Source organism: Xenorhabdus bovienii SS-2004, assembly GCF_000027225.1.
GTDB lineage: Bacteria > Pseudomonadota > Gammaproteobacteria > Enterobacterales > Enterobacteriaceae > Xenorhabdus > Xenorhabdus bovienii_C.
On the sequence record NC_013892.1, the window covers coordinates 2,179,543 to 2,203,827 of the forward strand.

The 24,285-nt window shown below is 45.2% G+C and carries 23 protein-coding genes and 2 tRNA genes; 12 read left to right on the plus strand and 13 right to left on the minus strand.

The window, feature by feature from the left end:
* Nucleotides 1–410: 410 nt before the first annotated feature.
* From prs to lolB, 3 genes are read right to left on the minus strand one after another with little or no spacing between them, the layout of a single operon-like run.
* Nucleotides 411–1,358 (minus strand): ribose-phosphate diphosphokinase, encoded by a 948-nt coding sequence (gene prs, locus XBJ1_RS09315; protein WP_012988643.1) that lies wholly within the window; start codon nucleotides 1,356–1,358, stop codon nucleotides 411–413.
* A gap of 58 nt (nucleotides 1,359–1,416) precedes the next feature.
* Nucleotides 1,417–2,295 carry a 4-(cytidine 5'-diphospho)-2-C-methyl-D-erythritol kinase gene (gene ispE / locus XBJ1_RS09320; RefSeq protein WP_012988644.1) on the minus strand — a complete coding sequence of 293 codons (879 nt, stop codon included), beginning with the start codon at nucleotides 2,293–2,295 and terminating at the stop codon, nucleotides 1,417–1,419.
* Complete coding sequence (gene lolB, locus XBJ1_RS09325; protein ID WP_012988645.1) at nucleotides 2,295–2,912, minus strand: lipoprotein insertase outer membrane protein LolB; 618 nt, start codon at nucleotides 2,910–2,912, stop codon at nucleotides 2,295–2,297. Before lolB ends, ispE begins: the two co-directional genes overlap by 1 nt.
* A gap of 260 nt (nucleotides 2,913–3,172) precedes the next feature.
* Between lolB and hemA the strand changes: the two genes are divergently transcribed.
* From hemA to kdsA, 5 genes are read left to right on the plus strand one after another with little or no spacing between them, the layout of a single operon-like run.
* The gene (gene hemA / locus XBJ1_RS09330) at nucleotides 3,173–4,435 is read left to right on the plus strand and encodes a glutamyl-tRNA reductase (RefSeq protein WP_012988646.1); all 1,263 of its coding nucleotides are present in this window, start codon (nucleotides 3,173–3,175) and stop codon (nucleotides 4,433–4,435) included.
* Nucleotides 4,436–4,465: 30 nt separating this feature from the next.
* Nucleotides 4,466–5,548 (plus strand): peptide chain release factor 1, encoded by a 1,083-nt coding sequence (gene prfA, locus XBJ1_RS09335; protein WP_012988647.1) that lies wholly within the window; start codon nucleotides 4,466–4,468, stop codon nucleotides 5,546–5,548.
* Nucleotides 5,548–6,408 carry a peptide chain release factor N(5)-glutamine methyltransferase gene (prmC, locus tag XBJ1_RS09340; protein ID WP_012988648.1) on the plus strand — a complete coding sequence of 287 codons (861 nt, stop codon included), beginning with the start codon at nucleotides 5,548–5,550 and terminating at the stop codon, nucleotides 6,406–6,408. Before prfA ends, prmC begins: the two co-directional genes overlap by 1 nt.
* Entirely contained in the window at nucleotides 6,392–7,201 is an 810-nt protein-coding gene (gene sirB1, locus XBJ1_RS09345) for an invasion regulator SirB1 (protein WP_012988649.1), read from the plus strand. Before prmC ends, sirB1 begins: the two co-directional genes overlap by 17 nt.
* Before the next feature lie 58 nt (nucleotides 7,202–7,259).
* Entirely contained in the window at nucleotides 7,260–8,114 is an 855-nt protein-coding gene (gene kdsA / locus XBJ1_RS09350; RefSeq protein WP_012988650.1) for a 3-deoxy-8-phosphooctulonate synthase, read from the plus strand.
* A 64-nt stretch (nucleotides 8,115–8,178) separates the two neighbouring features.
* Here the strand turns inward: kdsA and dauA are convergent, their stop codons facing one another.
* From dauA to XBJ1_RS09375, 5 genes are all read right to left on the minus strand, one after another.
* Nucleotides 8,179–9,918 carry a C4-dicarboxylic acid transporter DauA gene (dauA, locus tag XBJ1_RS09355; protein WP_012988651.1) on the minus strand — a complete coding sequence of 580 codons (1,740 nt, stop codon included), beginning with the start codon at nucleotides 9,916–9,918 and terminating at the stop codon, nucleotides 8,179–8,181.
* Nucleotides 9,919–10,078: 160 nt separating this feature from the next.
* On the minus strand, nucleotides 10,079–10,516 hold the full coding sequence (locus XBJ1_RS09360; RefSeq protein ID WP_012988652.1) for a hypothetical protein: 438 nt from the start codon (nucleotides 10,514–10,516) through the stop codon (nucleotides 10,079–10,081).
* Between the two features lie 13 nt (nucleotides 10,517–10,529).
* Nucleotides 10,530–11,837: a phosphatase PAP2/dual specificity phosphatase family protein gene (locus tag XBJ1_RS09365; protein WP_230578768.1), complete on the minus strand. Its 1,308-nt coding sequence runs from the start codon at nucleotides 11,835–11,837 to the stop codon at nucleotides 10,530–10,532.
* Between the two features lie 30 nt (nucleotides 11,838–11,867).
* Nucleotides 11,868–13,637 carry a bifunctional alpha/beta hydrolase/class I SAM-dependent methyltransferase gene (locus XBJ1_RS09370; protein ID WP_012988654.1) on the minus strand — a complete coding sequence of 590 codons (1,770 nt, stop codon included), beginning with the start codon at nucleotides 13,635–13,637 and terminating at the stop codon, nucleotides 11,868–11,870.
* A 9-nt stretch (nucleotides 13,638–13,646) separates the two neighbouring features.
* The gene (locus tag XBJ1_RS09375; RefSeq protein ID WP_012988655.1) at nucleotides 13,647–14,270 is read right to left on the minus strand and encodes a CDP-alcohol phosphatidyltransferase family protein; all 624 of its coding nucleotides are present in this window, start codon (nucleotides 14,268–14,270) and stop codon (nucleotides 13,647–13,649) included.
* 196 nt (nucleotides 14,271–14,466) lie between these two features.
* On the opposite strand from XBJ1_RS09375, the gene XBJ1_RS09380 reads away from it, so the two are divergent.
* Both XBJ1_RS09380 and XBJ1_RS22490 read left to right on the plus strand, forming a co-directional pair.
* Nucleotides 14,467–15,153 carry a helix-turn-helix transcriptional regulator gene (locus tag XBJ1_RS09380; RefSeq protein WP_038198827.1) on the plus strand — a complete coding sequence of 229 codons (687 nt, stop codon included), beginning with the start codon at nucleotides 14,467–14,469 and terminating at the stop codon, nucleotides 15,151–15,153.
* A gap of 119 nt (nucleotides 15,154–15,272) precedes the next feature.
* Nucleotides 15,273–16,064: a VOC family protein gene (locus XBJ1_RS22490; protein ID WP_012988657.1), complete on the plus strand. Its 792-nt coding sequence runs from the start codon at nucleotides 15,273–15,275 to the stop codon at nucleotides 16,062–16,064.
* 152 nt (nucleotides 16,065–16,216) lie between these two features.
* Here XBJ1_RS22490 and XBJ1_RS09390 read toward each other — a convergent pair.
* Together XBJ1_RS09390 and XBJ1_RS09395 are read right to left on the minus strand one after the other, a co-directional pair.
* A tRNA-Ser gene (locus XBJ1_RS09390) sits at nucleotides 16,217–16,306 on the minus strand.
* Between the two features lie 124 nt (nucleotides 16,307–16,430).
* Nucleotides 16,431–16,520: transfer RNA gene (locus tag XBJ1_RS09395), tRNA-Ser, on the minus strand.
* 312 nt (nucleotides 16,521–16,832) lie between these two features.
* Here XBJ1_RS09395 and ghrA point away from each other — a divergent pair.
* Both ghrA and XBJ1_RS09405 read left to right on the plus strand, forming a co-directional pair.
* A complete protein-coding gene (gene ghrA, locus XBJ1_RS09400) occupies nucleotides 16,833–17,774 on the plus strand; it encodes a glyoxylate/hydroxypyruvate reductase GhrA (protein ID WP_012988658.1) in 942 nt (313 codons plus the stop codon).
* 75 nt (nucleotides 17,775–17,849) lie between these two features.
* Nucleotides 17,850–18,392 carry a TorD/DmsD family molecular chaperone gene (locus XBJ1_RS09405; RefSeq protein ID WP_012988659.1) on the plus strand — a complete coding sequence of 181 codons (543 nt, stop codon included), beginning with the start codon at nucleotides 17,850–17,852 and terminating at the stop codon, nucleotides 18,390–18,392.
* Nucleotides 18,393–18,516: 124 nt separating this feature from the next.
* On the opposite strand, the gene XBJ1_RS09410 is transcribed toward XBJ1_RS09405, so the two are convergent.
* Complete coding sequence (locus tag XBJ1_RS09410; RefSeq protein WP_012988660.1) at nucleotides 18,517–19,080, minus strand: lipoprotein; 564 nt, start codon at nucleotides 19,078–19,080, stop codon at nucleotides 18,517–18,519.
* Nucleotides 19,081–19,132: 52 nt separating this feature from the next.
* Nucleotides 19,133–20,338 (minus strand): multidrug efflux MFS transporter MdtH, encoded by a 1,206-nt coding sequence (gene mdtH, locus XBJ1_RS09415; protein WP_012988661.1) that lies wholly within the window; start codon nucleotides 20,336–20,338, stop codon nucleotides 19,133–19,135.
* Nucleotides 20,339–20,511: 173 nt separating this feature from the next.
* On the opposite strand from mdtH, the gene rimJ reads away from it, so the two are divergent.
* From rimJ to XBJ1_RS09430, 3 genes are all read left to right on the plus strand, one after another.
* Nucleotides 20,512–21,099, plus strand: coding sequence for a ribosomal protein S5-alanine N-acetyltransferase (gene rimJ, locus XBJ1_RS09420; protein ID WP_012988663.1), 588 nt, complete (start codon nucleotides 20,512–20,514; stop codon nucleotides 21,097–21,099).
* Nucleotides 21,100–21,281: 182 nt separating this feature from the next.
* Entirely contained in the window at nucleotides 21,282–22,820 is a 1,539-nt protein-coding gene (gene murJ / locus XBJ1_RS09425; protein WP_012988664.1) for a murein biosynthesis integral membrane protein MurJ, read from the plus strand.
* Between the two features lie 127 nt (nucleotides 22,821–22,947).
* Entirely contained in the window at nucleotides 22,948–23,952 is a 1,005-nt protein-coding gene (locus tag XBJ1_RS09430; RefSeq protein ID WP_012988665.1) for an IS110 family transposase, read from the plus strand.
* Nucleotides 23,953–23,977: 25 nt separating this feature from the next.
* Here the strand turns inward: XBJ1_RS09430 and XBJ1_RS21895 are convergent, their stop codons facing one another.
* On the minus strand, nucleotides 23,978–24,184 hold the full coding sequence (locus XBJ1_RS21895) for a hypothetical protein (RefSeq protein WP_162467458.1): 207 nt from the start codon (nucleotides 24,182–24,184) through the stop codon (nucleotides 23,978–23,980).
* Between the last annotated feature and the right edge of the window lie 101 nt (nucleotides 24,185–24,285).

The following is a 24,285-nucleotide window of genomic DNA, read 5'->3' on the forward strand; positions in this document are numbered from 1 at the left end:
TTTTAGACTGTCAGAGATGACGATAAAAAGTCACAATAGCCGCTACCGATTGTCCGGCAGGTTAGCAGCAACGGTAATAACACACCAGAATTGTTCGGGAGTTAGGGTACTGGACGTACCAGATGATTTATTGTTCGTATATGATGTTGTCTTTTTCTTGAACGCATGCTCAGAGTGCAAACTCTGTTGGGGATGATAAGTGTTGGTTAGGTTAACGTATTGATAAAAATGATTATTTGATTATTGAAATTATTCATTCTTGTGATTAATTAACAAAGAAATATTGACGATGTGTATTAACATGACGGAAAAAACCCGTTGACGCATCCGCAGCAACGGGTTTTTTCAGGCAATGATTTATTTAATCACTTGAATAAGTTAGCGCTTAAAATAAGTGCTAAAACTTAAAATTAGTGCTCAAACATCGCAGAGATTGACTCTTCATTGCTGATACGACGGATAGCTTCAGCAAGCATGCCAGACAGTGTCAGAGTGCGAACTTTATTCAACGCTTTGATCTCAGCAGACAGAGGAATGGTGTCACAAACGATAAATTCATCTATCACTGAGTTCTTGATGTTTTCTACTGCATTACCAGAAAAGATAGGGTGGGTTGCATAAGCAAACACCCGTTTCGCTCCACGCTCTTTCAATGCCTCAGCAGCTTTACACAGCGTGCCACCCGTGTCGATCATGTCATCAACCAGGACGCAGTCACGGCCAGCGACGTCACCAATGATATGCATGACTTGAGAAACGTTTGCACGTGGGCGACGTTTATCAATGATGGCCATATCCGTATCGTTCAACAGCTTGGCGATTGCACGGGCGCGAACAACACCACCAATGTCTGGAGAGACAACAATTGGGTTTTCCAGGCCTTTCTGAAGCATATCTTCCAGAAGGATTGGGCTACCAAATACATTATCAACCGGAACATCAAAGAAACCTTGGATCTGCTCGGCGTGTAGGTCAACCGTAAGAACGCGATCTACCCCAACGCTGGACAAAAAGTCCGCAACGACTTTAGCAGTGATAGGCACACGTGCTGAACGGACACGGCGATCCTGACGGGCATAACCGAAGTAAGGAATAACGGCAGTAATACGTCCGGCAGAAGCGCGACGAAGCGCATCGACCATAACGACCAATTCCATCAGGTTGTCATTGGTTGGTGCACAGGTGGACTGGATGATGAATACATCACCACCGCGTACATTTTCATTGATTTGAACACTGACTTCACCGTCGCTAAAACGACCGACGGCAGCGTCTCCAAGGCTAGTGTACAGGCGGTTGGCAACACGTTGTGCTAGTTCAGGGGTGGCATTACCAGCAAAAAGCTTCATATCGGGCACGAGAAAAACCTCAGGCTTGCGTCCAGAGAGATATTGTTGACCAATCGAACACTATTGTTCATTGGTTCAATAACATGTATATCCCAGAGCGGAATGTATGCAATGGTGAAATGTTGACTCCACGCGCAACAAAGCCCTGCATCCACTCTGGGGATTGATTTAACACCTTACGGGCCGATGCTTCTGATTCGAACTCGCCGAAAACACACGCACCGGTTCCGGTCAGGCGCGACGGTGCGTATTCTAGCAGCCATGAAAGAAGCTGTTCAACCTTACGAAAACGTTTTCTTGCGATTGATTCACAATCATTTGTAAATGGTGCCTGTAATAATGCGGGTAGAGAACGAATCGGAGAATTTCTTTTTAATTCAGGATCTGTGAAGATCGTCGGCGTTGAAATCTCAATTCCGGGATGAGCAACCAGAAACCACTTTTCTTCCGGTGATGCCGGCCGGAGTTTTTCCCCAATGCCTTCGGCAAAAGCGGCATGGCCTTTAATAAATACGGGAACGTCCGCACCAAGGCTGATACCAAGCTGTGCAAGTTCATCATCGGACAAGTTGGCTTGCCAGTGGTAATTCAAGGCAATCAGTACTGTCGCGGCATTAGAAGAACCACCACCCAGACCTCCCCCCATTGGCAGGCATTTGTCGATGTGGATATCGGCGCCCAGATGTTGGGTTCCCTTATTATTATTCTGTAATAAATGATCCTGCAATAATCGGGCAGCCCGGACGATCAGATTATTGTCATGAGCTACGCCTTCAACGGGCGTCAGCAGGTGGATTTGATTATCCTGACGGGGGGTAATCGTGATCTCGTCGCCATAGTCAAGAAACTGGAACAGCGTTTGCAGTTCGTGGTAGCCATCAGACCGTTGGCCAGTAATATACAAGAATAAATTCAATTTTGCCGGGGAAGGCCAAGTCAACGTCATTATTGGGTTGTCCAGTTATCCATTTTTAATTTTATGCGGTTCTTGCCCTGAGTGAGTTCCAATCGATTAGGCAACACTGGCATGGTCGAAGCATCATAACCCTGATAATTGACTTTCCAGATCTCACCATTTTTCTTGCTACTCACCGATTTGAGCAGGTAATTCTCATCTAACTGAAAATCTTTGGCATCGCCGGGTAAGCCAATAATCCAGTTTTTCAGATTATCCAGAGGAATATTCATATTGGTAAGCTGGTAAATTAGTGACTCAGGAGTATCACTGAGGTATTTTTTACCATTATTATCAGTAAGCTGAATCATATTCGGCTGGACAAATAATTCCAATTCTGTTGTACCTAGTGGATTAAGCAACAACAGTTTATAGTTATCAGGCGAATACTGTTGCCAGAAAAAGCGGGCATAGACTTTCTTTTCATTTGCCAGATAAGCAAAAGAACCTCGGGTCTGGTAATTTTTCAGTTTTTGCAGTTGCTGTTCACGGATATGCCATTGCGGAGAATTGGCGGAACCTGTACCTGTAGGAGGCTGTGTGACGGTACAGGCTGTCAGCAAAACCGCAGAGAGGGGAAGTAAGCGAAAAAGTGATGATATTTTCATTCAGTAACCCTTAGCAATAAAATAGTCTGATGGGTAACTAACGCGCTATCCAAGTCTATAATCAAGGTGATAATTTAGCGAAATTTTGTCAAAATTTCTCGAATAAATTACGGCATAGCCGTCCGATTGACTTTTATTGAATTGATGCATCAAGTAGAATGCTCATCCAATGAGAGTCCTTATGAAGGGTGTGAGTTTCATGAGAATGGTTATTAATATTATCATGAGATTGATTCCCGTGATAACTCAATGCAGTTAAAATGACTTTATTAGCACTCGGTATCAATCATAAAACCGCGCCTGTTTCCTTACGTGAGCGGGTGGCATTTTCTCCTGACACAATCGGGCTTGCGCTTGATAACTTGCTCCAGCAGCGGCTGGTGCGAGGTGGCGTTGTGCTGTCAACCTGCAACCGCACCGAACTTTATCTCAGTGTCGAGCCGCAGGATAATTTAAAAGACCAATTAATCAGTTGGTTGTGTGAGTATCATCAGCTCAATCCTGACGATCTGAAAGCCAGCCTTTATTGGCATTTGGATAATGATGCCGTCAGCCACTTGATGCGAGTGGCGAGTGGTCTCGATTCGCTGGTACTTGGGGAGCCACAGATTCTGGGGCAGGTAAAGAAAGCCTTTGCCGAATCGCAGAATTATCAATCCCTGTCAGGGGAGCTGGAGCGCCTGTTCCAGAAATCTTTTTCAGTTGCCAAGCGGGTCAGAACAGAAACGGAAATTGGCGCAAATGCAGTTTCTGTGGCTTTTGCTGCCTGTACGCTTGCCCGACAGATTTTCGAATCTCTGTCTAAATTGAATATTCTGCTGGTGGGGGCGGGGGAAACGATTGAATTGGTTGCCCGCCATCTCAAGGAACACCGTGTGCGTCACATGATGATTGCCAACCGCACGAAAGAGCGGGCGCAGACACTCGCCAGTCAAGTGAATGCGGAGGTTATTTCCTTGTCTGAAATTGATACCCGGCTGGCAGAAGCCGATATTGTGATCAGTTCTACCGCCAGCCCACTGCCGATTATCGGTAAAGGCATGGTCGAACGGGCATTGAAAGTCCGCCGCAACCAGCCGATGTTGCTGATTGATATCGCTGTTCCTCGCGATATTGAACCGGACGTTGAAAAATTGAGCAATGCTTATCTATACAGTGTTGACGATTTACAGGCCATTATTCAGCAAAATCTGGCTCAACGTAAGGCTGCTGCTGTTGTCGCAGAAGGCATTGTGCAGCAGGAAAGCCGCTATTTTATGGATTGGTTGCGCTCTCAGGGGGCGGTCAATACAATCCGGGAATATCGGGAACAGGCAGAAAAAGTCAGAGCTGAAATGACAGCAAAAGCATTGATGTCCATCAGGCAGGGTGCTGATGCTGAACAGATCATTAACCAATTGACTCACCAATTGACGAATCGTCTGCTCCATACACCAACTAAATCACTTCAACAGGCGGCCAGTGATGGCGATTTGGAACGCCTGAATCTCTTACGGGACAGCCTTGGGCTGGATCATAACTAACCCTATTCGAATTAAGGTCTGATATTACGAATGAAGCCTTCTATTGTCGCTAAACTGGAAGCATTGCAAGAACGCCATGAAGAAATTTTGGTTCACCTCGGTGATGCCAGTGTTATTGCTGATCAAGATCGTTTCCGTGCATTGTCAAAGGAATATGCTCAACTTACCGATGTGACCCATTGTTTCAAATCCTGGAAAACGGTTCAGGAGGATTTACAGACAGCGGAGATGATGCTTGACGATCTCGAAATGCGGGAAATGGCACAGGAAGAACTCAAGGACGCAAAAATTCGTAATGAAGAGCTGGAACAGCAGCTACAGCTACTGTTGTTACCGAAAGATCCGGATGATGAGCGCAACTGTTTCCTTGAAGTCCGGGCAGGAACCGGTGGCGATGAAGCCGCGATATTTGCGGGAGATTTGTTCCGCATGTATAGCCGTTATGCGGAAGCCCGCCGTTGGAGAGTGGAGATTATAAGCGCCAACGAAGGCGAGCATGGTGGCTACAAAGAAGTGATTGCCAAAGTTTCGGGTGATCAGGTTTATGGTCATTTGAAATTTGAATCAGGCGGTCATCGTGTCCAGCGTGTACCGGAAACAGAATCTCAGGGGCGCATTCACACTTCTGCCTGTACGGTGGCTGTCATGCCAGAAATTCCAGAAGCTGAATTACCGGACATCAGCCCTGGTGATTTGAAAATAGATACGTTTCGCTCTTCCGGTGCGGGTGGGCAGCACGTCAATACCACCGATTCTGCGATTCGAATTACCCATCTCCCAACGGGGATCGTAGTGGAATGTCAGGATGAGCGTTCCCAGCACAAAAACAAAGCAAAAGCGATGTCCGTATTGGCGGCTCGTATCCGTGCTGCTGAAATGCATAAGCGTCAAGAAGCGGAAGCCTCTGAACGTCGCAATTTACTGGGTTCCGGCGACCGTTCAGATCGTAATCGCACCTATAATTTCCCACAGGGACGTGTGACTGATCACCGAATCAATCTGACGTTATACCGCCTTGATGAAGTGATAGAAGGCAAACTGGATATGCTTATTCAGCCGATCATTATCGAATATCAGGCAGATCAACTGTCTGCACTGTCAGAGCAGGATTAATGAATTACCAGTGCTGGCTACAACATGCGGCTACACAGTTGTTTGAGAGTGACAGCCCTAAGCGTGATGCGGAAATCTTATTGGGATACGTGACGGGGCGTTCCCGTACTTATTTGATTGCTTTCGATGAAACGCTAATCTCATCGGAAGAATTACATCAGCTTGATAGCCTGTTGGGGCGCCGCATTCAGGGAGAGCCGGTCGCTTATATTATTGGTGAACGGGAATTCTGGTCACTACCGTTTGCCGTATCACCAGCGACGTTGATCCCGCGCCCTGATACTGAATGTCTGGTGGAGAAGGCATTGGAATTATTGCCTGATTCTCCAGCCCGGATTCTGGATCTGGGGACGGGAACGGGAGCGATTGCACTGGCATTGGCAAGTGAGCGGAATGATTGTTATGTGACGGGAGTCGATATCAACTCTGATGCTGTGATGCTGGCGCAATACAATGCTGAAAAAAACGCCGGAAAACTGGCCATTCACAATGTGAATTTTTTGCAAAGTGAGTGGTTTGCAGCAGTGGGTAACCAACAATTTGATATGATTGTCAGCAATCCTCCGTATATAGATGAGTGTGACCCTCATCTACAAGAAGGGGATATCAGGTTTGAACCAGCCACTGCATTGATCGCTGCACAAAATGGCATGGCGGATTTGCAGGCAATTGTGGGACAGGCGCGCCATTTCCTGTCACCAAATGGATGGCTATTGCTGGAACATGGCTGGAAACAGGGAATCGTTGTCAGAAACCTATTTTTAGAGAAGGGTTATCAACAGATAGCGACTTTTCAGGATTATGGCGGTAATGAACGCATCACGATAGGTCGATGGAATAAAAATGAAACCCATAGTTAATTATGAATTCAATAATACTCCCCTGATTGACGGTATTATTCTGGTATCAAAAATTATCCGCCCTGATTTTCCTCAGACTCTGGTGAGTGAGCAGCTGACAGCATTGGTTGAAGAAGCCCGGCAGAGGCTTTCCTCCATTACCGATTCCAAAGTGAAATTGGATTCGCTGCTGACACTTTTTTATCGGGAATGGAAGTTTGGTGGAGCTAATGGGGTGTATTGTTTGTCAGATACCCTGTGGCTGGATCGCTTACTCCATTCACGTCAAGGTTCACCTGTATCATTGGGTACGGTGTTTACGCACATTGCTCAGGCGCTGGGGCTGTCGGTACAGCCTGTCATATTTCCAATCCAACTGATATTGCGGATTGATTTGCTTGATCAGCCCACTTGGTTCATTAATCCCTTGAATGGGGATACGCTGAATGAACATACGCTGGATGTCTGGTTAAAAGGTAATATTGGCCCAACTGTTCGTCTGAAAAAACAGGATTTGCAGGAAGCCGATAATGTCAGCCTCGTGCGCAAAATCACTGACACCATCAAAGTTTCTCTGATGGAAGAGAAAAAGATGGAACTGGCGCTTAAGGCCAGCGAAGTGGTGCTGACGTTTGATCCCGATGACCCCTATGAAATCCGCGATCGGGGACTTATCTATGCCCAGCTCGACTGCAATCATATTGCTGTTTCGGATTTAAGTTATTTTGTCGAACATTGCCCTGAGGACCCAATCTCAGAAATGATAAAAATGCAAATTAACACCATAGAACAGCGGTTGATTGTCCTGCATTAGGTTTATTTTTTTATTGATACAGCAAATTTATTTGCCCTTAACAAGAGAAGGTATAAGCATGCAACAGAAAGTGGTTAATATTGGTGATATCAAGGTCGCAAATGATCTGCCATTTGTATTGTTTGGTGGAATGAACGTTCTTGAATCACGGGATTTGGCCATGCGGATTTGTGAGCACTATGTCACTGTGACACAAAAACTGGGCATTCCTTATGTTTTTAAAGCGTCTTTTGATAAGGCTAACCGTTCTTCTATCCGCTCTTATCGTGGGCCAGGGCTAGAAGAAGGGATGAAAATCTTTCAGGAACTGAAACAAACTTTCGGCGTGAAAATTATCACTGACGTGCATGAGCCTGCACAGGCTCAACCAGTCGCGGATGTGGTGGATGTGATTCAGCTTCCAGCTTTCCTCGCCCGCCAGACCGATCTGGTTGAAGCGATGGCGAAAACCGGTGCTGTGATCAATATTAAAAAACCACAGTTTGTTAGCCCTGGGCAAATGGGCAATATTGTTGAAAAATTCAAAGAAGGCGGCAATGACCAGGTGATCCTGTGTGACCGTGGCAGCAACTTTGGCTATGACAATCTGGTGGTTGACATGCTGGGCTTCGGTGTTATGCAACAGGCTACCCACGGTGCACCGGTTATTTTCGATGTCACTCATGCATTACAGTGTCGTGACCCATTAGGTGCAGCGTCCGGTGGCCGTCGTGCACAGGTTGCTGAACTGGCTCGTGCGGGTATGGCCGTGGGGATCGCCGGTCTGTTCCTTGAAGCGCATCCAGATCCAGAAAATGCCAAATGTGATGGCCCGTCTGCTTTGCCATTGGCAAAACTGGAGTCATTCCTGATGCAAATTAAAGCGATTGATGATGTTGTGAAAAGTTTTCCGGAACTGGATACCAGCAAATAAATTCCTACGCTAGTCTTTTGTTAGTCACCCTCTGCCAGTTATGCTGGCAGAGGGTGACTAATTGTTACTGACCTTGAATCTTTTCTGAAGAAGCACACACCTCAGACGTGTAATTAACTGCCATCTCTTTTAGTGCCTTGGGCAAAGTTGCATAAAAACTCAGTTCTCCTTCAATCGGTGTAACTTTGGCTCTTGCCAGCGTTTTTAATGGCTGGAAGGGAATATCACATACAACGATATGTTTTTCTTTGCCAAGTTCGCGCACAAAACCCTGAAAAGCGTGTAATCCGCCTGCGTCCAAAACGGGTACGGCATCCCACTGCATGATGATGGTTTGATAATCAGCACTTTTTTCTCTCAGTTCGGCAAAAATACGTTCGGCGGCAGCGAAGAATAAAGGGCCGTTAATTCGTACAACCAATAACCCTTTATCTGCGCTCGTTAAAGACGAAGTGCTGATACGCGTCATATTGGCAATTTTGCGCATAAACAGGAGCGATGCCAGCACAATGCCGATAGTGATCGCGACGACCATATCGAATAGGACAGTTAATGACAGACATAAAAGCATGACAATAATGTCATCTTTAGGCGCATGGCGTATTAAATCCACCACCTTATGTGCCTCGCTCATATTCCACGCCACAATCAGCAAAATGGCTGACATTGCCGCCAGTGGTAAATAAGAGAGCATCGGAGCCAAAACTAGCAATGTTAATAATACCAGTAGAGAATGGACTACAGCGGCTATCGGGGAAGTCGCGCCTGCCCGCACATTGGCGGCTGAACGGGCAATAGCTGCTGTGGCGGTAATGCCACCAAAGAAAGGAGCGGCAATATTGCCCAACCCCTGACCAAGCAGTTCCCCGTTAGAATGGTGCTTTTTCCCTGTCATGCCATCCAGAATTACTGCACACAGTAATGATTCAATCGCACCCAGCATGGCCATCGAAAAAGCAGCGGGCAGCAATGCCGATACGGTATTCCAGCTAATATTGAGAGAATGTGTATCGGGCAAATTCCACGGGAGGACAAATTGGGGAAGAATGGGGGGAATGCCTTGGCCTTGTGTGCCGTCCGACAGTGTGTAACTAAAAGATGAACCAATGGTGGCGACATCATAGCCTAACAGGTGCATCGCGCCCATAACCGCCGTACCCGTGATTAAAGCGGGTAAGTGACCCGGTAACTTTACCCCCAGTTTCGGCCAGAAAATCAGTACCAGAAGCGTAGTCAACCCGATAAGCGTATCACTCAATTGTAATGAAGGCAGTGCTTGAGAAAGTGCAATCACCTTATCAATATAATTTTCCGGTATGTGTACCAGTTTCAGGCCAAAGAAATTTTGAACCTGCATGGTGGCGATAGTGATGGCAATACCGGAAGTAAATCCAAGGGTAACAGACATAGGAATATATTCGATAAACCGGCCAAAACGTGCCAATCCCATCACAATCAAAATCACACCTGACATCAGCGTCGCAATGAGCAGGCCGCTCAAACCAAATTGCTGCGAAACAGGATAGAGGATCACCACAAAAGCAGCAGTTGGGCCGGAAACGCTATAGCGTGAGCCTCCGGTCATGGCGATGACAATGCCGGCGATAGCGGCAGTGTACAGGCCGTACTGTGGCGCGACTCCGCTTCCTATCGCCAGAGCCATTGCCAGTGGGATAGCGATAACACCCACGGTAATCCCAGCGATGATATCTCTGATAAAACGGGGGAAAGAGTAAGATTCCTTCATACATGAGTCAATAAACGCACTAAATGGGCGTATCCCATTAATTTTACGAGTATTCATTTAATCTAAAACCAAAAAATAAGGCGTCCGCATGACGGGCTGAAAAAGAATATGTAAGAGTATCTCTTTTATCACCCAATAAAGGTGTTACAGGTCTAAAAGTGAGTTAATAGTAGTACAGTCGGGAAAATGTAGCATTGTTACGTTCTGATTTTTCAGATTAAAGCTGAATTAAGGCTGAATATTTCAACATAAGCAGAAACAGGAAAAACATTACCCATTGCAGGATCAGACCAATCGTAGCCTTTTTTAACAGTTTGATTGCTCCGTTAAAGCGATCATTCTGGGTCCGTGATTGGGGTAACTTATTAAATATCAGCAATAACGTTTGATCGAACTCGGCACTTTTTTCAGGGGATGAATTGAGGATCTGAAAATAGTGGCAGTCAAGCCAAGTGCGCCAACAATAGTATTGGCAGTACAGCGTTGTGAATAATAGTACGGCATAGAGTGCAATGTTGTTTAAGGTGGCAGTGTTGAAGACAGCAATCAGTATTGCTGTTGCGCTCAGGATAGAAAAAACAGATAGTGCCGATATAAAGCGCCAGCTTTTTAACGTTGCGATAATCACTTTGCTGATCAGATTTTCCTGCTGCATGTTATGTTCCCCGTTATAGGTAGATTTTTGCCCATTGAGACAGGGCATCCAGATGTGTTTGTCTGAACGTGACATGCGGTCTGGCTTTACGCAGGATTGCTACGACAGTGTTGATATCATATTCAGGATGCTGTTTCAGCAGCCATGCTGCTATCACCATCGCACTACGTGACAGGCCAAGCGTACAATGAACGAAAACATCTCCCTGCTGGCGTAGTTTATCCAACGCACAAATTGCTGATTGCAGAGATTCAGGTGTCAGCGGCAGTAAGTCGATTTGCGGCTGGCAAACATAGTCTACTGTGTGGGAATCAGATCGCCTGTGCCATTCAGCGGTCATATCAAGGACACTGGCTGTCGTGACGGGTTGACAAGGCAGGCTACCGAGAATAATTCCTTCAGTTATGTGGCTGAAAGGTGTGCTTTTACGCCGGAACCAGAGATAAGAGAGCCATGCTCCCAGTTGGTATGGCGCCAGTAGCCAGCGTGCAGACAGTGACATACGGCCATCTGGCTGTTTTTGAAACACGGAGCTGCCTAATCCTGCATAACCCAGTGCGACCATCAGTAATGATACGGCAGGCCACAGCAGCAGCCAGAAACTACCACCCAGCAGATATGCCATAAGCGCGAACAACGCACTGCCTGTCAAATAATAGCTGAACAACTTTCGTGCATAGCGATCTTGATTGGATTGCCAGCGCCAGCGGTATGAAACTGGCAGTAGGTAACTGATGATGACACCAACGGCAAAACCCGTGAGCATATCGACAAAATGGTGCTGCCAGGTTGTCAGAACCGATAGTGCAACCAGCACTGACCAAATATGTAGCAATCCGCGCCAGTAACCACACACGTAGGCTGAATAGCGCAGCCAGAGCAACCACAGCAGAATAATGTGCAGGGAAGGCGCTTGATTATAGGGCAGATCAAATAACGCCAGTTGATTAAATAACCAGCCAAATAGACCTTCTGTGGTGGGGCGGGAGAGCGAAAATTTCAGGGGAAACAGTAGGAATCCAATGCAGGCAATCAGTGATGCGGTCATTAATCGCCAGCCGTGAAGCCACTGTTCACGGCGATGGGTACAGATAAATAACGATATTCCGTAGAACAGGTCGATACTCCAGTAAGGGATAATCGACCATGACCAAAAAGGGATGTTATGTTCCCAACCGAACATCACAGTGCCGACATCGCCTCTTTGTGCCGTGAACTGATTGACCTGACCATAAGTAAGAAAGAAAAACGGAGTCAGAAACAATAGCCAGATAACACCTGTCAGCCATAGGCGTCGACGACTATCGAGAGAAGAGTGCATGTAGTGTTCCATCTTATATTTATTTATTCATCAGCGATGAACGCGCTTGGCAATCGAAACAGTGAAAATGCCCCAGTTATCTGTCAGTTGGTACAGTTTTTCAAACCCGGCGGCTTCCACCAATGCGTCCATTTCCCCTTGAGTACGGCGCCGCATGATCCACGGTTGATTGTCACGATGGCTGGAAAGAACACGGGCGATGACCTCAATTTGTGGATGCCACGGTTGGCCGGTGTACACCAGATAACCATTTTCTGTCATAGCATCAGCAAAGCCGCGTAGAGAATTTCTGAGTAAATTATTATCAGGGAACAATTCATAGAGACCGGACACAATACCCAGTGTCGGCGCCGGCGTAATGGATGCGATACTTTCAGCATTAAAGGCATCGCCGATAACAAAACGAATTTTGTCCGTCAGATCGCGCTCCTCAATATAAGCCTGCCCTTGATTGACATTGATTTCGCTATAGTCTCTTAACAAAATAGAGTCGACTTTACTGAAATCGTTGATTGCGTCAAGAATATAGCGACCGTGTCCGGCAGCGATATCAACCATATGCACAGGCATATTCTGTTCACGTAGACTGCGAATAGCATGGCGGATCAACATTTCAATATGGATCTTGCGCTGCCGGATACCGCGCCAGCCAATGCTGTTCAAATAATTTTTATCGAGCATTCGCCCCAAAATGCCCTTACCCTGCGGTTGGTTGCGGTAGACATAATCTAATGTGGAGCCGGAATCAAACCCCGTTTTGAGACCGATGCAGATACCCTCGGAAGCTCTGCCCCAGCGAGTATTCATTACCTTACGCATCAACTGATAGCTGAGTTTCTTCGGACACAGACTCGGTAATGATGTGCTGAGTGTTCGAAATTCATCGGCAGAGTGACTCCAGGTATCTTCTCGGCTGTAATCGTGCTGATAACGCGGAAGTGCAAAAACGCGTTCAATAAAGACCCGGATTTTGTCAAAAACCAGATGGCGATCTTTTTCACCCAACGTATCGTGGTAGAAGCCATCCATCACGTGTTTTTCTTTGATAGGGGTATTTAACTGCTGATAAAACTGATGCTGTGGTTTTTTGTTCACGACATAATCACTGCCTGAAATAAACAACAGGGTAGGTAGTGTAATGGCGGCGGCATCTTTAACTACTCGCTCGGCGGTTTGGTAAAGATCCAAGAGAATATTGACGGCGATTTCCCGGGTAATCAACGGATCGCTATTATAAGAGGCAATTCGGGTTTCATCGTGAGTCAGATACCTGGCTTTCACATAGGAATTCACGAAGAAAATACCTCGTGCTTTTTGCATCAATTGCAGTCCCTGCGTGGCAAAAGGGATATACAATTTAATATCAAATGCGGGTGCTGCGAGGATCATGGCGCGGATTTTCGGCGCATAGTCGTGTACCCAAGCAGAGACTAATACCGCTCCGACACTCTGGCCGATAACTACGATATTTCCCATGGCGATGTTGTACTGATTGGCAATAAATCTGACAAATTCATCAACATCACGAATCGACGTTCCCATGGAAGGGCTGTAACCGCGTGGCCCTTCTGTCTTACCGTGTCCACGGGCATCCCACGCAAACATAGGAACATCAGGCAGATCGAGTCCGTCAATGACATGCTGGATGCGTCCTGAGTGCTCATGACCACGGTGAAAAATAATGATCGCTTTGTCTGGATTGGCCTGTTGCTGTGGCCAGTAACGGTAAAATAGAGAAGCATTATCTGATGTGGTGAAATAATGTTCTTCAGCAATACGTTGATCGAGTTGTGGTGTCATGTTAACGCCTCATTTGGAGTGTGACTGTTCAGCCAGCCGGATTTCACGTAAGGCTTTAACAACGCGCTGATAGCAAGTCACTAAGAGTAAAATGATCATGAAAGCAAACAAAGAGCTACTCCAGCCCAAGGCCGAAGGGAAAATCGCAATAATCAACCCATAAGCTCCGAAGATAAAAGCACGGTCACTTTTTCCTATCGGGCCGTCATAGCGCCGTGATGAACCAATCGTTTGTGCCAGTACGCCGATGAATTCGGTCAAGATAGTGAGGAATAAAATAATCAACAGGCTGAAGCTGTTCACATCAGGTAAAAGGCAGAAGGGGAGATAGAGGGCAACATCAGAAATGACATCCCCCAATTCATTATAAATAGCGCCCAGATGGGACTTCTGGTTATGTTCCCGTGCCAGCATGCCATCAATGGCATTCAGGGCCATGCGAATGAAAAGAAAAATGGGTAGCAGCCAGTAGAGGTGGGGCGAAGGAAATAGGCTCAATAGTGAACCGGCAAAGATTGACAAGAACAGCGCGGTTAAAGTGACCTGATTCGCGTTAATTCCTTGTTTATACAGATAAATTACGATAGGACGCAGTAGATTTTGGAAACGGGGTTTTAAATCGTATATGGTCATTTTCTCTAAGTCCTTTAGAGGTCAATTTATCAGCATTATTAATAAAATAAAATAAAATAAAAAATCTGAAAGGGCAATTAAGATAACAATGATCTTATTTAAGGGATCAAAAAACTATCTTTTTAATCAATTAAATTATGATAGTTGCGTATTATTAGAGATTGATGAGTCGGTTAACTTGAATGGATGGGACGAATTGTCTAGAGCACAGCGTTTGTTATCTCTCATGGAAATATTGCGCCGTTATCACTTTCCGGTTCAGGGAAAAGTGTTGGCGCAGAAATTGAATATCAGCTTAAGAACGCTGTATAGGGATATTGCATCGTTGCAGGCTCAAGGCGCGATTATCGAAGGTGAGCCGGGAATAGGATACGTTTTGAGACCTGGATTTGTGTTACCACCGCTCATGTTTACACAAAATGAAATAGAGGCGTTGGCATTGGGCGCGAATTGGGTGGCTAAACGTGCAGACTCCCAACTAAAAGAATCTGCAAATAATGCAATAAGCAAAATTGCGGCTGTGATCCCGGCAGAATTGAAACAAATGTTGGAGGCAAGCTCCTTACTGATCGGGCCTGCTGCGACGGCTGTTCAGCCGGTTGTCGAGATTCAGCAGATACGTCAGGCGATCAATACCCGGCATAAAATCACTTTCGCTTATCTGGATATAAAAGATATCCCATCAGAAAGAACAATATGGCCATTCGCCTTAGGTTATTTTGAAAATATCAGCATTGTGATTGGATGGTGTGAATTACGCGAGGAATTTCGTCATTTCAGATCAGATAGGATCATGCGTTTGAAAATTGAAAAACAATGTTACCCCCGTTCAAGGCAAGTATTGCTCAAAGAATGGAGAGCAATGGAAAAAATTTCTCGTTAGCCAAATAAAGACTACTGACAGAAATTGTCACTCACCATTGATACTCTGCGGGCAGTTCTACTGTATTAAAAAGCTCGCTTAATCTTCAATGTGATACATTTAACTGTGAGAGTTTTGTCATGTTAACACTCAAATTTTCTACATCGGTAAACGCTAAACCATCCCATATTTGGGCACATTATGTTGATTTTAATTTGCGGAAAAAATGGGAAATCGATCTTGAATATCTTCAATTTGAAGGGGAGATCAAAACGGGTCAATACGGCAAAATGAGATTAAGTGGAATGCCGGAAATTCGCTTTTATCTTTCAAATATCGAAGTGAATAAAGAATTTACCAATCAGGTTAACCTTCCGCAAATGGGAATATTAACGTTCAGACATCAAATTATTACAGATGAAAACAATATGGCGTGCCGTATTCAGGTGACCGTTTCATTTGAACCTGATGCTAATATTCCCGCTGTTCAGGCCGAAGGCTTCTTTAAGCAGGGTACGCAAGATCTGGTTGAAACCGTATTAAGGCTGAAAAATATCGTTGAGACAGTATCCCCAAAACCCAATCTCCAGCTTGTTTACGTCTCTGATATTGAGCATTCAACTGCTTTTTACAAAACAATTTTCAATGCCGAACCGATATTTGCCAGCTCTCGTTATGTGGCATTTTCTGCTGGTGGTGAAGTATTGTTTGCTATTTGGAGTGGAGGAGTAAAGCCTGATCGTGCTATTCCGCGATTTACTGAAATCGGTATTATGCTGCCATCCGGTAAAGATGTTGATCGATGCTTTGATGAATGGCGAAAGAACCCTGAGATCAAAATAGTACAGGAACCCCATACCGAAGTTTTTGGCCGTACTTTCCTTGCTGAAGATCCCGATGGCCATATTATTCGGGTATGTCCTTTGGATTAGCCTAGAATAAGGTGTAATTAAGCCATAAATCTTTAAGATATTCCCATTAGAGCAGGTTGTTGAGGTGAACTCTGCGAAGCTTTTCACCTTTATTTCAGGGGAATATAAATGCGAAAAATCCTGAACATAAGTTCAGGATTTTTCTTGAGATATGGCGGTGAGAGAGGGGTTCGAACCCTCGATACGTTTTCACGTATACACACTTTCCAGGCGTGCTCCTTCAGCCTCTCGGACACCTCACCGTGTTTTGTTTCTGCGGTTATCCTGTTAGGAATTTCCGCAAGGGTTACTAAATAATAGATTCAACGCCCTATCAAGAGTAACCAAAAAAGCCTGATTATTGTGTTCAGGCTCTTTTTTAGAATATGGCGGTGAGAGAGGGGTTCGAACCCTCGATACGTTTTCACGTATACACACTTTCCAGGCGTGCTCCTTCAGCCTCTCGGACACCTCACCGCATTTTGTTGTTGTAGCGATATCACTTGAGTTCGTCGCTGCAACGGGGCGTAACTATAGGGAAAAGCAGGGCAGGCGTCAACAGGCTTATGACGATTTTTTCAGGCTTTTTGACTGATTACACAAATAAAAAACAATTTGAATGTTTGATAGTCATTTACTAAAGCAGATGCACTTTTTGTAATATGTAGTGGTAAATATGTTAACTGGGTAACATTATCAATATTTTCATTCCTCGCTTTTTGGCAGAGGCTTGCAACCATTTCAGCAATCGGTTAACCCTATCAAAAAAACAACAAGGAATAAGATTGTATGAATATTATTTTTTTTCACTCTTCCTCTAATACCGATGAGTGGATTCAAGGAATTCAGGCACGTCTGCCTGATGCCAAAGTGAGGCAATGGTTTAGTGGTGATCAAGAGCCCGCAGACTATGCATTAGTTTGGCAGCCACCTTATGAAATGTTAGCCAATCGTCAGGGGCTAAAAGGCATATTCGCACTGGGTGCTGGTGTCGATGCGATTTTCAAACAAGAATCGAAAAATCCCGGTATGTTACCGGCTGATGTTCCACTGATCCGCCTCGAAGATACAGGAATGGGCAGGCAGATGCAGGAATATACCATTACCTCAGTGTTGCATTATTTCCGCCGTATGGATGAATATAAACGATACCAGGAACAGCGCCTCTGGGCTCCTATGTCTCCACATAACCGGAAAGAATTTGTTATCGGGGTTTTAGGAGCCGGAGTATTAGGGCTAAGTGTAATTGGGAAATTAATGGAATTTGATTTCAATGTGCGTTGTTGGAGCAGGACGCCAAAACAACTCAATAGTGTCGAAAGTTTTTACGGTAAAGAGCAATTGGGTGATTTTCTTTCTGGCTGCAAGGTGCTGATTAACCTTCTCCCTGATACTCCCGAAACGCGTGGTATCCTTAATCTGTCATTATTCAGCCAACTAAAATCGGGTTCATATGTGATTAATCTGGCGCGAGGAGCGCAGCTTGTCGAACAGGATCTGCTCGTTGCTATTGATAAAGGTTATATCGCAGGAGCAACCCTTGATGTGTTTGCCGAAGAACCATTGTCAAATATGCACCCATTCTGGACTCACCCTCGTATCCATGTGACTCCGCATATTGCTGCTAACACTGTTCCTGAGGCTGCTATGGATGTCATCTGTGAAAATATCCGGCGGATGGCACGGGGTGAAATGCCAACTGGTCTCGTCGATAGGGAACGTGGCTATTAACAAGTTGCTTTACAGCATGGCAGGCGATTAGGGACAATAACGCTATTTGATAATCTATTGGGATTGAATCAAGTTATGAACGAATTTTCTATTGTTTGCCGTATATTGGGTACATTGTTTAACCGCGCACCGCAAGATCCCGTTCTGCAACCTTTAATCACTATGATTGCTGAGGGGAAACTAAAACAAGCATGGCCTTTGGAACAGGATGAATGGCTGGATCGTTTACAGCAAAACAGTGAATTGTCAGTGATGGCAGCTGATTATCACGCTCTGTTTACCGGAGAATCGGCGAGCGTTGCTGTTTGTCGATCTGATTATACCGACAGAGAAGAAGGTGAAGTACGTCAGTTTTTGACAGAGCGGGGAATGTCACTGTCCGAGACTCCTGCTGATCAGTTCGGCTCTCTATTGCTGGCTGTGTCATGGTTGGAAGATCAGGCAGCTGAAGATGAAGTCCAAGCACAAATTATGTTGTTTGATGAGTATCTTTTACCTTGGTGTGGGCAGTTCCTCGGTAAAGTTGAAGCCCATGCAACCAGTGGTTTTTATCGAACGCTGGCGATTGTCACTCGTGAAGCGTTGCAGGCATTGCGTGATGAATTAGAATCTGAGTGACAGTGTCACGATATTAGTTCAGCTGAAGGCTATGAACAGGCAAGTGTATCGGTCACTAATTGATAAAATAAAAGGGCAAATTATTAATGGATAATTTGCCCTTTTATTTCAATGACGATAAAAATTATTTATCGGTCAATCCAATAACTAATTTCCCGGGTTTAATTTCCAACCTTTTGGCGAATTGTGAGGCCGCTGCCTCGGCCTTGCTTTTTTCTGGATTCAGAACATAAACCGGATGAGTATCGAAAAACTCACTCAAAGAGGTATTCAGATAAGGAATCAATGCCTTAACCGGAGCCGCTGCTTTTTCCGGTGTTGTCTGGTAGTCTACGATTTCCAGCCCTTTCACGAAAATAGCGCCTTTTTCTGCATCAAATACGGGTTTAGCCTTGATAGTGAGTTTCATATCAGCCTGAATCGTACCCAAGAGCGTTGCAAGTTGAATTTTTGCTTGCGTGGATAGTTCAATTTTTTCAGGATCATGACGGCCTATCTGGCTGGATAAATCCCCCAGCGTGATATTGGCATTCGCGATACCCGGAATGCTGATTTTTTTCTGATAATGCACTTTTTTGAGCAAATAATCATTCATCAGACCTTCGTTGATGCTGAAGTCTTTAAATTGATCACAGCCGCTGACTAATCCTACCAGCACTAATGCTGCCCCTAAGAAAAATCTTTTCATATTGACTCCTTCTTATTTTCAACGGACAGATTCTACACTATTTCTAATAGGATTAGTGTCTGCCAAGCATCACAGGATCAATTTTCTTTTTATTGAATTGGTGATGAAGAGCATAAATGGTAATCAAACCAGACAATCCCAGCAAAATCCAAGGTAATTGCGGCATATTCAAGACACGGCCAGTATCATAGAGCCATCCTCCACCGGTGTAACCTATCGCACCACCCAGAGCTAAACCCAGACGGCTAAATCCCATATAACTGCCACGCGCCCGTGGATCAGATAGTGAAGCACTCAGCGTTTCACGAGCAGGATCTGCTGTTACCAAGCCTAAATAGAACAGGCAAAGCAGGCCAAACAGTGTATGTAATTGATTGACCCAGCCGATCGGAAACATACAGATGCTCATCAAAAACAAGCCCGCCATCAAGCGCTGTTCCAGTCGGAAATGTTTTTCACTCCAGCGTGCGATGGGGTAAAGCAATGTCAGGGAGATAACGGTTTCAATGGCATACATCCATTTGACGGCGGTAGGAGTGCCGGTAATTTCATGAATAATAATCGGAAACATCAGCATCACTTGTACTGACAGGACAAAATAACCCGTCAATGTCAGCACATAGTAAAAGAACCGCCGATCTCTAATAACCCGCATAATACCTTCTTTGATAGGAGTACGGATTGTAGAAATACGGTATGCAGGCAGTAGCCAGGCGTTAAATAACGCGGCCAGCACAAAAATGGATGCACCAATCCAGCAGACAATATTGAAATCATATTGCAGCAACCAGCTTCCGAGGAGTGCGCCAACCACGGCACCTGCGCTGTCCTGCATCATCAGGATTGAATAAAAACGCCCTCGCTCATGGGGACGGGTTAACTTAATGACCAAAGCCGCTCTGGGAGGATCAAACAAGGTTCCTCCCAATCCTGATAGAACGCAGGAAAGTAGCAATATCCATGGCTCATGTGCCATTGCCATCAGAGCAAAACCCAGTGCCCGCAATAACATACCAGTAACAATCATCGGCTTGGCACCAAATCGGTCTGCGATGGCACCCCCGAAGATCCCCAAGCCTTGTTGAACAAGCTGACGAAGCCCCAGAGCGAAACCAACAATCAATGCTGTCCAGCCAAGTTGTTCGACGAAACGAATTGAAATTAGGGGGAAAACGACAAAAAAACCTAAAACAACTAATAAATTATCAAATAGCAGGAAGTATTTACCCAAGCTACGTGCTTGTGAAACCAACGACATTGCGCACCATTGAAATATGAGAGAATAAATATAAAGTTCTTATTATTCTGACCCTAATCTCTTCTTTAAGGTAGAGGGTTATAGATGATATTTTTTTATCGTGGGTAATAGGCAATAATTTTAATAAGAGATAAATTATCCAGAATTTTTCAAGACAAACATCAGGAGAAGGCATGTTTGGTTATCGTTCTGCATCGCCCAAAATTCGATTTATTACGGATAGGATGGTTATTCGTCTGGTATATGAACGTGATGCTTATCGATTGGCTGAGTATTATTCAGACAATAAAAATTTCCTGAAGCCATGGGAGCCAACAAGGGATGGCAGTTTTTATCAACCCTCTGGATGGACAAATCGGTTGAACTATATCGCTGAGTTACAACGGCAGAATGCGACATTTAATTTTGTATTATTGGACTCTGATGAGCGTGAAATTATGGGGATGGCGAATTTTACTAATGTTGTACGCGGCGCGTTCCATTCTTGTTATCTTGGTTATTCTCTGGCGGGGAAATTGCAAGGACAAGGATTGATGTATGAAGCACTGCAACCTGCGATTCGCTATATGCAGCGCTATCAGAAAATGCATCGGATCATGGCTAACTATATGCCACACAACCATCGCAGTGGGAATCTGCTCAAAAAATTGGGGTTTGAGCAGGAAGGTTATGCCAAGAATTATTTAATGATAGATGGTATTTGGCAGGATCATGTGCTGACGGCATTAACTGATGATGCATGGGGTAAAGTGGATTTATGAATATCGAGATAAGTCTAATAGGGCGTAATATAGAAAATGTAGACAGGGTCTTTGTCTGTTAGACTTTAAACACTGGCTGCTATCCCGCTAGGTTGCTTTATATGTCATTTTTATGATGCCTTATGGGATAGCTTTACATTTTTATGCTTAACTCCATAAGAATACAACTTTAGAACAATACCATGAACTTATTGAAATCACTGGCAGCGGTCAGTTCAATGACGATGTTTTCCCGCGTGCTGGGCTTTATCCGTGATGCCATTATTGCTCGTATATTTGGCGCAGGAATGGCAACGGATGCTTTTTTTGTTGCGTTTAAATTACCTAACCTGTTACGTCGTATCTTTGCAGAGGGCGCTTTTTCGCAAGCTTTTGTTCCTATTCTTGCCGAATACAAAAATCAACAAGGGGATGAAGCAACACGTACTTTTATTGCGTACATCTCAGGTATGTTGACATTGATTCTGGCTATCGTCTCAGTGATAGGTGTAATTGCTGCACCTTGGATCATCTATGTGACTGCGCCGGGATTTACGGATACACCGGATAAGTTTGTTTTAACCCGTGATTTACTTAGAATTACGTTTCCTTATATCTTTTTGATTTCGCTGGCTTCTTTGGCTGGTGCAATTCTGAATACCTGGAACCGCTTTTCGGTGCCTGCTTTTGCCCCGACACTGCTTAATGTCAGTATGATCTTTTTTGCATTGTTTGTGGCTCCCTATTGCAATCCGCCAGTGTTGGCACTGGGTTGGGCAGTTGTTGCCGGAGGGATTTTGCAATTGGCCTATCAGCTTCCCCATCTGAAAAAGATCGGCATGCTGGTATTGCCGCGGGTTTCTTTCCGTGACAGTGCTGTATGGCGGGTTATCCGTCAAATGGGGCCCGCGATTCTGGGGGTATCGGTCAGCCAGATTTCATTAATCATTAATACGATTTTTGCCTCATTTCTGGTTTCAGGCTCTGTTTCATGGATGTATTACGCTGACCGTTTAATGGAACTGCCTTCTGGTGTACTGGGTGTAGCGTTAGGGACGATTTTGCTGCCTTCACTAGCGAAAAGTTTTTCCAGTGGTAATCACGAAGAATATCGAAAACTGATGGATTGGGGGCTACGTCTTTGTTTTTTGCTGGCGTTACCCTGTGCAGTTGCTCTCGGTATTCTCGCGGAGCCTCTGACGGTATCATTATTTCAATATGGTCACTTTTCTGCTTTTGATGCTGAGATGACTCAGCGGGCGTTAATTGCCTATTGTTTTGGCTTGATGGGATTGATTGTGGTTAAAGTTCTCGCCCCGGGTTTCTATTCCCGTCAGGATATTAAAACACCGGTAAAAATTGCTATCGCTACTTTAATCCTAACCCAGTTGATGAACTTAGCCTTTATTGGCCCGTTGAAACATGCAGGTCTGGCGCTTTCTATTGGTCTGGCTGCCTGCTTCAATGCCAGCATGCTTTATTGGCAACTGCGTAAGCGTGATATTTTCACACCTTTGGCGGGATGGGGAATATTTCTGTTTAAATTGGTGGTGGCAATTGCTGTGATGGTCGGGGTACTGCTGGCAGTATTGTGGGTTATGCCAGCATGGGAACAGGGCAATATGGCAATGCGCCTACTACGCTTAATGGGCGTAGTGATTGCGGGAGCAGGTAGTTATTTTGCAGCTCTGGCCTTGATGGGATTTAGGCTAAAAGATTTTGCCCAAAGGGGATTGCAGTGATTCCCTGATTAATAAATAATTTCATTTAATACAACCGTCCAAGCTTTTATTGGGCGGTTAATGAGATGGTCCCCACCACCCTGTGAGCGGTATGCTGGCAGGGTGTTTCTTTCAGGAGAAGACCATCATGCAAAACGTTACGCTTATTGGTATTGATCTCGGCAAACATTCTTTCCACGTTCACTGTCAGGACAAATCAGGAAAGGCCCTGCTGCGTAAAAAATTTACCCGCGCCAGACTGATGGAGTTTTTAGCGGGATCGCCATCAGCGACTGTTGTAATGGAAGCCTGCGCCGGTGCTCACTTTATGGCTCGCCGGATCGCTGCTTTTGGTCACGAAGCGAAGCTGATTTCTCCACAATTTGTTCGTCCTTTTGTAAAGAGCAACAAGAACGATTTTGTGGATGCTGAAGCCATATGCGAAGCTGCATCTCGTCCCTCCATGCGATTTGTGCAACCACGAACAGAGGCGCAACAAGCTATGCGCGCCCTGCATCGGGTCAGAGAATCACTGGTCAGAGACAGGGTTAAAACCACTAATCAGATGCACGCTTTTTTACTGGAATTTGGCATCAGTATGCCGATCGGAACCGCCGTGATAAAAAGACTTTCAACCGTCTTGGCAGAGAACGAACTTCCTCCCTATCTGGCACAGTTGCTGATGCGCTTACATGCCCATTATCTTTATCTTGTCGAACAGCTCACCGAGCTTGAGACGGCACTGGAGCAGGAGCTGAGACGTGATGAAACAGGACAGCGTCTTCAGACAATACTGGGCGTGGGTCCGATAACTGCCAGCGTCTTATCATCGCAGCTGGGCGATGGTAAGCAGTATGGCTGTAGCCGGGATTTTGCTGCTTCAACCGGTCTGGTACCACGCCAGTACAGCACGGGTGGCAAAAATACGCTTTTAGGGATAAGTAAACGCGGAGACAAAAATCTGCGACGGTTACTTGTCCAGTGCGCCAGAGTCTTTATCCAGAGAATCGATTATCAGTCAGGAAGGCTGGCTGAATGGGTAAAGGCTCAGCTTGAGCGAAAACACTCAAATGTTGTGGCCTGTGCGCTGGCCAACAAATTAGCCCGGATAGCCTGGGCAATCACAACACGGCAAACTGTGTTCGAAAGGTAACGACGACGCCAGTCTGACTGGCAGGTTAATCGTTAATTAAAGCAGTTCCCAATCTGGTTTTGCGAAGACTGATTATTGATGACATGAACGGCTTATCGACCTGATGGAATCCTGACATAAAAAATGGCTCTCTGAAGCCGTGCGGTTTTTTAGGCTTATCAGGTGCGGAACTCATCGAGGCGCGGGCATCCCTGCCCATAGTGACGCCGGATAGATTTAAGCAAGCCAACATCAATCAAAAATCAGTGTTGCAAAAAAGGTGGGGACCATAGATTTTTATTTTTCTTATTGTTTGTAATTTATTGTTTAATATGTTTTTAAATTATTATCTTA